The organism is Streptomyces sp. SID5464 (assembly GCF_009862985.1).
Classification (GTDB): domain Bacteria; phylum Actinomycetota; class Actinomycetes; order Streptomycetales; family Streptomycetaceae; genus Streptomyces; species Streptomyces chartreusis_D.
On the sequence record NZ_WWIQ01000075.1, the window covers coordinates 237,862 to 248,995 of the forward strand.

The 11,134-nt window shown below is 68.7% G+C and carries 11 protein-coding genes and 1 riboswitch; of the genes, 1 reads left to right on the forward strand and 10 read right to left on the reverse strand.

Annotation, left to right across the window (positions count from 1 at the left end; translation table 11 throughout):
* Positions 1-8: 8 nt before the first annotated feature.
* Positions 9-104, reverse strand: a riboswitch (glycine riboswitch).
* 114 nt (positions 105-218) lie between these two features.
* Positions 219-593, forward strand: coding sequence for a PRC-barrel domain-containing protein (locus GTY47_RS37420; RefSeq protein ID WP_010041368.1), 375 nt, complete (start codon positions 219-221; stop codon positions 591-593).
* Between the two features lie 15 nt (positions 594-608).
* Here the strand turns inward: GTY47_RS37420 and GTY47_RS37425 are convergent, their stop codons facing one another.
* The 10 genes from GTY47_RS37425 to GTY47_RS37470 all read right to left on the reverse strand — a co-directional run bounded on the left by GTY47_RS37425 (position 609) and on the right by GTY47_RS37470 (position 11,004).
* Positions 609-2,012, reverse strand: a complete 1,404-nt coding sequence (locus tag GTY47_RS37425) for a DNA polymerase IV (protein ID WP_010041371.1) — start codon at positions 2,010-2,012, stop codon at positions 609-611.
* 133 nt (positions 2,013-2,145) lie between these two features.
* Positions 2,146-2,829 (reverse strand): MerR family transcriptional regulator, encoded by a 684-nt coding sequence (locus GTY47_RS37430; RefSeq protein WP_086012525.1) that lies wholly within the window; start codon positions 2,827-2,829, stop codon positions 2,146-2,148.
* Between the two features lie 314 nt (positions 2,830-3,143).
* The gene (locus GTY47_RS37435; RefSeq protein WP_003988851.1) at positions 3,144-3,617 is read right to left on the reverse strand and encodes a bifunctional nuclease family protein; all 474 of its coding nucleotides are present in this window, start codon (positions 3,615-3,617) and stop codon (positions 3,144-3,146) included.
* Between the two features lie 85 nt (positions 3,618-3,702).
* On the reverse strand, positions 3,703-4,437 hold the full coding sequence (locus tag GTY47_RS37440; RefSeq protein WP_010041384.1) for a MerR family transcriptional regulator: 735 nt from the start codon (positions 4,435-4,437) through the stop codon (positions 3,703-3,705).
* Positions 4,438-4,488: 51 nt separating this feature from the next.
* Positions 4,489-5,436, reverse strand: coding sequence for an FHA domain-containing protein (locus GTY47_RS37445; RefSeq protein WP_078602858.1), 948 nt, complete (start codon positions 5,434-5,436; stop codon positions 4,489-4,491).
* Positions 5,437-5,497: 61 nt separating this feature from the next.
* Positions 5,498-6,436 carry a DUF881 domain-containing protein gene (locus GTY47_RS37450; protein WP_010041388.1) on the reverse strand — a complete coding sequence of 313 codons (939 nt, stop codon included), beginning with the start codon at positions 6,434-6,436 and terminating at the stop codon, positions 5,498-5,500.
* 5 nt (positions 6,437-6,441) lie between these two features.
* Positions 6,442-6,774 (reverse strand): small basic family protein, encoded by a 333-nt coding sequence (locus tag GTY47_RS37455; protein ID WP_003988855.1) that lies wholly within the window; start codon positions 6,772-6,774, stop codon positions 6,442-6,444.
* Positions 6,771-7,685, reverse strand: coding sequence for a DUF881 domain-containing protein (locus GTY47_RS37460; RefSeq protein ID WP_086012526.1), 915 nt, complete (start codon positions 7,683-7,685; stop codon positions 6,771-6,773). Before GTY47_RS37460 ends, GTY47_RS37455 begins: the two co-directional genes overlap by 4 nt.
* Before the next feature lie 99 nt (positions 7,686-7,784).
* On the reverse strand, positions 7,785-10,280 hold the full coding sequence (locus GTY47_RS37465) for a mannose-1-phosphate guanyltransferase (protein WP_010041407.1): 2,496 nt from the start codon (positions 10,278-10,280) through the stop codon (positions 7,785-7,787).
* A gap of 115 nt (positions 10,281-10,395) precedes the next feature.
* Entirely contained in the window at positions 10,396-11,004 is a 609-nt protein-coding gene (locus tag GTY47_RS37470) for a CDP-alcohol phosphatidyltransferase family protein (protein ID WP_010041409.1), read from the reverse strand.
* Positions 11,005-11,134 lie beyond the last annotated feature (130 nt).

Below are 11,134 nucleotides of genomic sequence, written 5' to 3' on the forward strand. Positions count from 1 at the left end.
AGAGTGACCTCGTCCGTGCGGTACGTGAGCCTGAGAGATTCCGGGGAGGATTTGCTCCTTCGGCGCCTCCGATGGTGTCTGGAGGACTCTCCCGCACGGGGTCAGCAGCCGCTGCCAGCGTACCAGCGAGGCTCACGGACGAACCTTCGAGTGGCCACCTCTCCGATTGTGCCGTTTTGTTGTGCTTACGGATGAGTTGCGACCCATGTGGAGGGCCCGTGCGAACCGATATCGATCCGCGCAACCTGATCGGCCGCAAGGCGTTCGACCGCAACGGAACCAGGATCGGCACGATCGACGAGGTCTACCTCGACGACGCCACCGGCGAGCCGGAATGGGCGGCCATACGGACCGGCCTGTTCAGCAGGGACGCTTTCGTCCCCCTCGAGCCCAGCGAACTGATCGACGGCGCCCTCCACGTGCCCTTCGACCGCGCCCTGATCAAGGACGCCCCCGACTTCGGCGTGGGCCGCCACCTCTCCCCGGAGCAAGAGCTGCAGCTCTACCACCACTACGGCCTCGACGTCACCGCGCCTCCCCCTCTCGCGGACCGCGACTTCGGCAAGTTGGCGGGCACGGACGAGACGGCCTGAAGCCCGGCAAGCCACCTATGGAGCAGCGGACCGCAGCCCCACGGCTCCGGCCCCACCTTCCGTCCCAGGGCTCTCCTCCGGTCTCGATAACACCAGGGGCAACGGATCAGCCGGCTCCAGGTCCGGATCGTCGACGCGGAAGGTCCGCACCCGCCCGGGCTCCGAGCCGGGCGTCTCGAACCGCACGGTGACCCGCCCCAGACCGCTGCCCTGCACCCACCCGTGCCCGAACAGGGTGTGCCGTACGTCGTGCCCGGCGGGCCACCGCCGCTCGGCGAGCGCCGGCTGCTCCTCGACCGGCGCCACGGCATCCTTCTCGACGGGCCCCTCCGTCTCCGCCCGCTCCCCCGCCGCCTGCGCGAAGAGATCCTCCTGCGTGTAGTCGGCGAGACCGCTGACGCCCACCCCGAGCAGCCGCACACCGCCCGTCGTGTCGACCGAGTCGAGCAGCCTGGCCGCCGCCTCCCGGATCACCCCGGGATCGTCCGTCGGTCCGCGCAGCGTCTCGGACCGGGTGAGCGTCGAGAAGTCGTACCGCCGCACCTTCAGCACGATGGTCCGCCCGGACAGCCCCGCCCCGCGCAGCCTCCGCACACACCGATCGGCCAGTCGCTGCACCTCTAGACCGACCCGCACCCGGTCGTGGATGTCCACGTCGTAGGTGTCCTCGACCGACACCGACTTCGCCTCCCGCTCCGCCACGACAGGCCGGTCGTCCCGCGCCAGCGCCATGGCGTAGAGCCCGTGCCCGTGCGCCTTGCCCAGCAGCCGGACCAGCTCGTCCTCCCCCGCCTCGGCGATCTCCTCGACCGTGGTGATCCCGGCCCGCCGCAGATGGTCACCGGTCGCCGGCCCGACCCCCGGCAACGTCCGCACCGACATCGGCCCCAGCATCGCCCGCTCGGTCCCCGGCTCGATCACCACCAGTCCGTCCGGCTTGGCCTGCTCCGAAGCGATCTTCGCGAGCATCTTGGAGGCGGCGAGCCCCACCGACCCCGTGAGCCCGGTGACGGCCCGTATGTCCGCGCGCAACCGCGTTCCGACCAGCCGCGCCGACTGCTCGTCCCAGGCCGCTCCACCGGCCTCCAGGTCCACGAACGCCTCGTCCAGGCTCAGCGGCTCCACCAGCGGCGACAACGCCCGCAGCAGCTCCATCACCCGCTCGCTGATCGCCTTGTAGAAACCGAAGCGCGGCACGAGATACGCGGCATGGGGCGCGAGCCGCCGGGCCTGCCCCATCGGCATCGCCGAATGCACACCGAAGACCCTGGCCTCGTACGACGCCGTGGCCACCACACCCCGCGGCCCGAGCCCGCCCACGACGACGGCCTTCCCGCGCAGACTCGGCTTGGACGCCTGCTCCACCGAGGCGAAGAAGGCATCCATGTCGAGATGCAGGATCGTGGGCGCGGTTCTCACATCTCCGATGCTGCCCTACGCCACTGACAACGCCCCCGCCAACGCACCTACGCCCCCGGGAGAAAGCGCTTGCAGCCCGGCGCGGAAACGTCCCGCCGGTAACAACCACGAAGCCACCGCCCTGCCGGACGACTCAGACGGCCCGGTTCCGCCGCCGCGCCAGCTCGTCCGCAGGGTTGGGCCCGACCAGGGTCTCGCCGGTGTCGATCCGCTCGCCGTGCAGCTGGGACAGCGCGCTCTCGACATCCCGCCACACCACACCGACGGCGATCCCGAAGACGCCCTGACCCCCTTGGAGCAGGGCATGGACCTCGTCCGGCGAGGTGCACTCGTAGACCGTCGCTCCGTCACTCATCAGCGTCATCCGCTCCAGGTCGCGGAAACCGCGTTCTCTGAGGTGCTGGACGGCCGTGCGGATGTTCTGGAGCGACACCCCGGTGTCGAGGAACCGCTTGACGATCTTCAGGACGACGACGTCCCGGAAGCTGTACAGCCGCTGCGTCCCCGACCCGTAGGCGGGGCGCACACTCGGCTCGACGAGGCCGGTGCGGGCCCAGTAGTCGAGCTGCCGGTAGGTGATACCGGCGGCCGCACAGGCGGTGGGGCCGCGATAGCCGATCTGCTCGGACGCCATGGACGTCGTCCCTCCGCTGCTCGGCACGGCCGTCGGTCGCTGCGGAACGTGATCAGCCACGCCGCCCGGTTGGGGGCGCCCCCCGCTCGGGCGGAGCCGTGAGCCCGGGGGAGGGTACGGACCGCTCGCCCTGAGACTGCGCTCGGGGCCACCCCCAGCCGTACCGTCGCCGCTGCTTCTCACGCCGACCTCCGTCCTTGACCTGCCTTCTCGACGGTAGGCAGTCACCCGGGGTGCGTCAACGATCGCCACACTCGCCACGCCGAGTGATAATCACCCTAAGAGTGGTTTCCCGTGCCCCACCGCGGGGAAAGGCTAGCCGAATGCCTCCGATACGGGCCGCGTGACGCTCTCACTCGCCTCCGGCACATGCGGGCATTTCACCCGTCACACACGGCGGGCGACCCTGCCGCGGACCACATCGTCCGCCGGGCCGCCCACACGCCTCACTGGCCGCCGCCACTCCCCGCCATCCGGCTCTCGCCGGAATCCAGCGCTCACTGGCTGCTGCTGCCGAAGTCCTCCGGGGAGATCTGGTCGAGGAACTCGCGGAACTTCTCCACCTCGTCCTCCTGCTCGTCCGGGATCGCGATGCCGGCGTCGTCGAGCACCGTGTCACTGCCGTAGATCGGTGTCCCGGTGCGCAGGGCCAGCGCTATGGCGTCGGACGGGCGGGCGCTCACCTCGACGCCGCTGGCGAAGACCAGCTCCGCGTAGAAGACGCCCTCACGCAGGTCCGTGATGCGCACTTCCGTGAGCTCCTGGCCGACGGCCTCCAGCACGTCCTTGAACAGGTCGTGGGTCAGCGGCCGCGCGGGAGCCATGCCCTGCTGGGCGAAGGCGATCGCCGTCGCCTCCCCCGGTCCGATCCAAATGGGGAGGTAACGGTCGCCCCCCACTTCACGCAGCAGCACGATCGGTTGGTTGGAGGGCATTTCCACCCGGACACCTACGACATCGAGCTCGTTCACACAGCAACCCTAGGCCGTGCTCGGGACGTTTGGGTAGTCGGGCCGGGAACGGGCGCCTGATCCGGCCCGCCCACGACCGGCCGTCTCACGGCAGCCGCACCCCGAGCGCCGTCTGCACCAGCGCCGCGTGCAACTTCACCGTGAGCCCCGCAAGCTCCTTGGTACGGGTCTCGGCATGAGCCCTGGTCTGCGGGTTCCGGTGCCGCTTCAGCGGGGCCACCACCTGGTCCACGAGCCCGGCCTCGCGATCGGCGGCGGCCTTCATCACCCGCAGGTGCCGCGGCTCGATCCCGAACCGCCCCAGTTCGGCGATCAGCGAGGCCACCGTGACCGCCTCCGCGTCGTACACCCCGTCCTCCAGTGGAGTGACGAGCCCGTACGACTCCCACTCCCTGAGCTCCTCCTCGCCGACACCGGCGGCGGCGAGCAGCTCCTGGCGCCCGATCCTGGCCGCCGTGGGCGCCTCGGGCGGCTCGGCCACGCTCTCGCCGTCGCGCTGACGGCCCAGGGCCGGCAGCTGGACGGCCTCGCCGCGCTCCATGGCCTCCAGATGCTCGCGGATCACCTTCAGGGGCAGATAGTGGTCCCGCTGCATCCTCAGGACATGGCCGAGACGCTCGACGTCGTGAGCGCTGAACTTGCGATACCCCGACGGGGTCCGCTGCGGCTCGATGAGCCCCTCCGCCTCCAGGAAACGGATCTTGGAGATGGTGACTTCGGGGAACTCGTCGCGCAGCACGTTCAGCACCGTGCCGATGCTCATCAGCCTGTCCGTGGCGGCGGTGCCGTGCCCGGCACCGCCGCTCGGTGTTTGCAGCATGGACCTTCCCTGACGGACGGACCTTCGCGGGGTTCCCCGGCCGGAATCCGGTCAGTAGCCCCGCTGGCTGGCGTAGAAGACCAGCCGGTACTTGCCGATCTGCACCTCGTCGCCGTTGTTCAAGGCGACCTGGTCGATCCGCTCGCGGTTCACGTACGTGCCGTTCAGGCTGCCCACGTCGGCCACCGTGAACGAGCCGTCCTGCCCGCGGCGGAACTCCACATGCCGCCGGGAGACCGTCACGTCGTCCAGGAAGATGTCGCTCTGCGGATGGCGCCCGGCCGTGGTCAGATCGCCGTCCAGCAGGAAGCGGCTGCCCGAGTTCGGCCCGCGGCGCACGACCAGGAGCGCGGAACCCAGCGGCAGCGCGTCGACCGCCGCCTGCGCCTCGGGCGACAGCGTCGGCATCGGCGTCTGGCCGGTGGTCTCGCTGTCGTAGGCCTCGAGACCGGAGATGGAGATCGTGGAGGTCGTCTCGGACGGACGCTCCGCCGCCGCCCCCGCCCGCAGCGGCGCGCCGCAGTTGGAACAGAAGCGGCTGTTCTCCGCGTTGCGGTTACCGCACCTCGTACACACCAGGGCCGACATCGGATCCTCCTGCCGCGGCTGCCCACCGGGGGCATTGGACGCATACGGGTCGGAAAACCCTCCACCCGCACTTGAGGGTTGCCCGAAACCTATGCCGCCGGGCCGCGCAGGGTCAACCGACGGCGCGCCCTGACCTCCGGAAACGTCACCGCCCGGGCCACCGACCTGGTCCCGGAACAGCGGCCGCTGGCCCTCCGCGTCAGGCTGTGCGCGATGGCGAGCGGTCGCATTGTCGCTGCCCTCTCGCGCGCTCTTGCCGAACAACTTCGCAAACAACTTCACGGGCGATTCCCCTTGACCGAAACAGACCCGCCCGTGGGGCAGGACGAACCCTGACTGAACACTCTGGCCGACCCGGACATCCTGACAACGTCCGTCTGCACCAGACAGTTTCCACCACGCACCACCCATTCGGTGCGCCGACCCCCCGCAACCTCATGCCCTCGCCGGACCTCGCCCATGCACCCCCGGTTCACTGCGAGGACGACCGAGCGTAGTCAGGCCGCTTCACCGCCCGCAAGGCGTCCACGACGATCTTGGTCGACCGCTCGATGGTGACCGTGGCCTGTTCCTTCTCGAGAGTCTGCACCACGCCTCCGGGGATGTTGAGCGCCGGCTCGAGATCCTGCGGCTTGCCGATGACCTTGAAACGATAGGGCGCGTTGATCTTGTTCCCGTCGACGCTCACGCCCTTGCCGGAGTCCGTCAGATACGTGCCCGCGACGACCCGCACGCCGTTCACCTGGATCGCCTCGGCACCCGCCGCGCGCAGCTCCTGGATCGCGTCGAGCAGCATGTCCGCCTCGACCGTCCCCTTCGTGTCCTCGATGGTCATGGTGATGCCGGGCCCCTGCGCGGCCACCGTGCCGGCCAGGATGCCGAGTTGCCTCTCCTTCTCGATGGTCTGCTTCCGGGCCTCCTCGGCCTGGTCCGAGCTGTTCTCCAGCTCGTCACGCTGCTTCTCGAGACCCTGCTTCTCGTCCTCAAGACGCTGCGTACGGTCATCCAGTTCATCGAGGATGCGGACAAGATCTTCCTGACGCGCACCGCGCAGCGCGCTGTCACTGTTGCTGTGCGAGGCCACCTGCACGGCCAGCCCGAACCCGAGGCCGAACAGCAGCAGCGCGACGATGAGTTGGGCCCGTGAGACCCGCGGCGGCCACAGCCCCTTCACCAGCCGCTGCCGTCCGGTCAGCTGCGGCTCGGACGCGGCAGCCGCCTGCGGTTCGGGCCCCGGTTCCGGCTCTGGTTCCGGTTCCGGCTCCGGGGCGTCCCGGGCGGCGGATACCGGCGCGGACACCTCTTGGGGCAGTTCCTTGCGGAGTCGGCTACCGGACTCGCCGTTCCCGTCGCGCTGGTCCGCGCGCGGATCGCCGTTCTCCGCGGGGCGCTTGTCGTCGTGCTCGCTCATCTGCCTCACGCCCGGAACACGTGCCGGCGGATCGCCGCGGCGTTGGAGAAGATCCGGATGCCGAGGACGACCACCACACCGGTGGACAGCTGAGCACCCACGCCCAGCTTGTCCCCCAGGAAGACGATCAACGCGGCCACCACCACGTTCGACAGGAACGACACCACGAAGACCTTGTCGTCGAAGATGCCGTCGAGCATGGCCCGCAGGCCGCCGAAGACGGCGTCGAGCGCCGCCACGACAGCGATCGGCAGATAAGGCTCGACCACCGCCGGAACCTCAGGCCGGACCAACAGGCCGGCCACGACTCCCACGACGAGGCCCAGTACGGCGATCACGATGTGCCCTTCTCGCTCTTCTCAATGCTCGGCTGTGCTGTACGTACGATCACACTCGGCGCGGCAGGCAGCCGGAGGTCGTCCTCCACGGAGATGCCTGTCCTGATGCCGTAGCTCTCCTGGAGCGCGTTCAGATACAGCCCGTCCGCGCTGTTCTGGAACCGGGTGCTCAGCCGCTGCCCGTCCCCCACCGCGAGCACCGTGTACGGCGGCACCAGCGGCTTGTTGTCGACCAGTATCGCGTCCCCCGCAGCCCTGATCGCGGACAGCGCCGTGAGCCGCTGCCCGTTGATCGAGACGGCCTCGGCGCCCGACTCCCACAGCCCGTTGACCACGCGCTGCATGTCCCGGTCGCGCACCCGGCCCGTATCGGAGAACCCGGTGGTCTCACGCGGGTTGCCGTCACCACCGGAACCGGCGTCCTTGGCGTCGTTCACCACGAGCTTCACGCCGGGGCCGTGCACCGCTGTGGCGCCCGACAGGATGCCCACGATCTCGGACCCGGCGCTGCCGCCGCTGTGCTTCAGCGCCTCCCGCTGGCGGGCACTCACGTCCTCGCGCAGCCGGTCGACGGAGTCCTCCAGCTTGTCCGCCTTCTCGGTCTCCCGGTCGATCCGGTCGACCAGTTCCTCCCGCTCCTTGGCGACGACCGGAGCGGCGACGCGCGCCTGGGCCGCTCCCACGGTCACGATGAGCGCCGCGAGCACCAGCCCCGCAGCGAGTCCCAGCTTCGCCCTGAGGGTCTTCGGCATGCCACCGTCGCCCGCGGCCCGCTTCCGCGCGGCGGCCTCGGCGTATCCGTCGTCGAGGCTGTGGTCCATGACGTTGGTGATCAACGACATGGACGCGTCCGGGCGCCGGGGCCGCGTCGGTGTGCTCCGAATGGGGGGTTGCTGCGGCATGCCGCACATCGTCGCACGTCGCGGCCACCACCTCCGAAACGGCCCCACCGGCATGCCGGACAGGCCCCGTTGGGGACACCTGTCCGGCACGCCCGCGTGCAGACCGTTCTACCGGCCGGCGCTGTCCACGACCGCCGACCACTCGTCCAGCAGGGCCTGCGCGGAGGCATCGTCCGGCCCCTCGGCCCACAGGTGGGTGACGGCCTCGGCCGGGTCGGGCAGCACCATCACCCAACGGCCGTCCGTCTCCACCACCCGCACGCCGTCCGTGGTGTCCACGAACCGGTCTCCGGCCGCCTCGACGACCCGCCTCATCACGAGCCCCTTGACGGCCCACGGAGTCGCCAGATCCCGCTTCAGGACGTGCGCCCGCGGGATCCGCGCGTCGATCTGGCTGAGCGTGAGCTGCGTCCGCGCCACGAGCCCGATGAGCCGTACGAAGGCCGCGGTGGCGTCGTACACGCTGCTGAACTCCGGGACGATGAACCCGCCCTTGCCGTCGCCGCCGAAGATCGTCCCTTCCTCACCACCCACGCGCGTGAGGTCGTCGGGAGACGTGGTCGTCCACTCGACCTGGGTCCCGTGGTACGCCGCCACCTGCTCGGCGATCCTGGTCGTGGTCACCGGAAGCGCGACCCGGCCGCTGCGCCGCTCGGCGGCGACGAGGTCCAGCATCACCAGCAGCGCCCGGTCGTCCTCGATGATGCGCCCCTTCTCGTCGACGAGGGACAGCCGCTCGCCGACGGGATCGAACCGCACCCCGAACGCGGCCCCCGAGGACGCCACGATCTCCCCGAGACGCACCATCCCCGACCGGCGCATGTCGGCCGTCTCCGTCGGCCTGGACTCGTCGAGACCGGGATTGATCGTCAGCGAGTCGACACCGAGCTTCCCCAGCAGACTCGGCAGGACGAGTCCCGCACTTCCGTTGGACGCGTCCACGACCACCTTCAGGCCGGAGTCCGCGATCCCGGTCGTGTCGACATTCCGCAGCAGCGACCCGGTGTACGAGTCGAAGACACTCGCCGGGAAGTGCAGGTCACCGATCTCCCCGGGGAACGCACGCCGGTACTCCTGCCGCGCGAACACCCGGTCCAGCTTGCGCTGGCTGCCCTGCGACAGGTCGGCGCCCTGCCCGTCGAAGAACATGATGTCGACGGAATCCTGCACCCCGGGCGTCGTACGGATCATGATCCCGCCCGCACTGCCGCGCGCCGTCTGCTGCCGGGCCACGGGCAGCGGCACGTTCTCCAGGTCGCGTACGTCGATGGCGCTGGCCTGCAACGCGGAAATCACCGCTCGCTTCAGCGCGCGGGCACCACGCGAGTGGTCGCGGGCCGTGGTGACGGTCGAGCCCTTCTTCAGGGTGGTCGCATAGGCGCCGGCAAGCCGTACCGCCAGCTCCGGCGTGATCTCCACGTTCAGGATTCCGGACACACCGCGGGCGCCGAAGAGGTGCGCCTGTCCCCTGGATTCCCAGATGACCGACGTATTGACGAAGGCACCGGCTTCGATGGTCTTGAACGGATAGACCCGAACATTACCCTGAACGATCGATTCTTCACCGATCAGGCACTCATCACCGATGACCGCGCCGTCCTCGATCCGCGCCGCGCGCATGATGTCGGTGTTCTTTCCGACCACGCAGCCACGCAGATTGCTGTGGGGCCCCACGTAGACGTTGTCGTGAACGACGGCCTTGTGCAGAAATGCGCCGCTCTTGACGACCACGTTGGAGCCCACGACGGTGTGCTCGCGGATTTCGGCGCCGGCCTCGACCTTGGCGTAGTCACCGATGTAAAGCGGCCCGCGGAGCACGGCGTCGGGATGGACCTCGGCGCCTTCGGCGACCCACACCCCGGCGGAGATCTCGAACCCGTCGATGTCGACGTCGACCTTGCCCTCCAGGACGTCGGCCTGCGCCTTCACATAGCTCTCATGGGTGCCGACGTCCTCCCAGTACCCCTCGGCCACATAGCCGTAGATCGGCTTGCCTTCCTTCATCAACTGCGGGAAGACATCGCCGGACCAGTCGACGGGCACATCGGGCTCGACATAGTCGAAGACCTCGGGCTCCATCACGTAGATGCCGGTGTTCACGGTGTCGGAGAAGACCTGGCCCCAGGTGGGCTTCTCGAGGAAGCGCTCCACCTTGCCTTCCTCGTCGACAATGGTGATGCCGAATTCCAGCGGATTGGGCACACGCGTCAGACAGACCGTGACCAGTGCACCCTTCTCCTTGTGGAAATTGATGAGCTCGGTGAGGTCGAAATCCGTCAGCGCATCGCCTGAGATGACGAGGAAGGCATCGTCCTTCAACGCCTCTTCGGCATTCTTGACGCTTCCGGCAGTACCGAGTGGCTTCTCCTCATTGGCATAGGTGAGCTCCATACCGAGCTCTTCGCCGTCACCGAAGTAGTTCTTGACGAGCGAGGCCAGGAACTGGACAGTTACGACTGTTTCGTTGAGCCCATGCCTTTTGAGCAGCCGCAGCACATGCTCCATGATCGGGCGGTTGGCCACGGGCAGGAGCGGCTTGGGCATGCTTGAGGTCATGGGGCGAAGGCGCGTGCCTTCGCCTCCGGCCATCACGACGGCCTTCATGTCGGAAGCGTCCTCCTCAAAGAGACGACGGTCTAGCCGACTTCCCCCGCGAGGATTGTCCCGCACTTTTGCACGACGGGCCATCGCACCGCTTCGGTGGGAGCAATCCGCGAGTTCAATCGGGCGTGGCGTCCGCACGGACCAGGCGGCGGACTTGTACCACGTAGAGGACTCCTGCCCACCAGTACAGCGTTGTACCCCATCCGGCGAACGCCCATCCGAAAATAGCAGCCAGTGACGAGATCCAACCACTTCCGTCACTGAGCAGGAGCAGCGGGAAGGCATACATCAAGTTGAAGGTGGCGGCCTTGCCCAGGAAGTTCACCTGTGGCGGCGGATAGCCGTGCCGGCGCAGGATGCCCACCATCACCAGCAGAACCAGCTCTCGCGCCAGAAGTACAGCGGTCAACCAGAGGGGCAGAATCTCGCGCCAGGTGAGGCCGACCAAAGTCGAAAGAATGTAGAGCCGGTCGGCCGCGGGGTCGAGCAGCCGGCCGAGGCTGCTGATCTGGTTCCAGCGCCGCGCGAGCTTGCCGTCCAGGTAGTCACTGATGCCGCTCAGGGCCAGTACCAGAAGGGCCCAGCCGTCACTCTTGGGCCCACCGAACTCAGGCCGCAGAATCAGCCACAGGAAGAGGGGCACGCCGACGAGGCGGGCCATGCTGAGGATGTTCGGGATGGTGAGCACACGGTCCGTCTGGACGCGAGTCTCCTGAACCTCCACCCGGGGGCCTCCTGTGGGAAACGTGCCAATGATGCTCCCTGACCTTACCTCAACGCAAAAAAGCTCTGGCTCTCGGGCTGAGTGCCCAAGAGCCAGAGCTCTAAAAGGAGTTCGGCGGCGTCCTACTCTC

Coding starts and splice junctions, on each gene's coding strand:
- GTY47_RS37440 (WP_010041384.1), bottom strand. CDS start 4,437: ATGCTGCAAACACCGAGCGGCGGTGCCGGGCACGGCACCGCCGCCACG.
- GTY47_RS37465 (WP_010041407.1), bottom strand. CDS start 10,280: ATGAAGGCCGTCGTGATGGCCGGAGGCGAAGGCACGCGCCTTCGCCCC.
- GTY47_RS37450 (WP_010041388.1), bottom strand. CDS start 6,436: ATGAGCGAGCACGACGACAAGCGCCCCGCGGAGAACGGCGATCCGCGC.
- GTY47_RS37460 (WP_086012526.1), bottom strand. CDS start 7,685: ATGTGCGGCATGCCGCAGCAACCCCCCATTCGGAGCACACCGACGCGG.
- GTY47_RS37445 (WP_078602858.1), bottom strand. CDS start 5,436: ATGGGTGGTGCGTGGTGGAAACTGTCTGGTGCAGACGGACGTTGTCAG.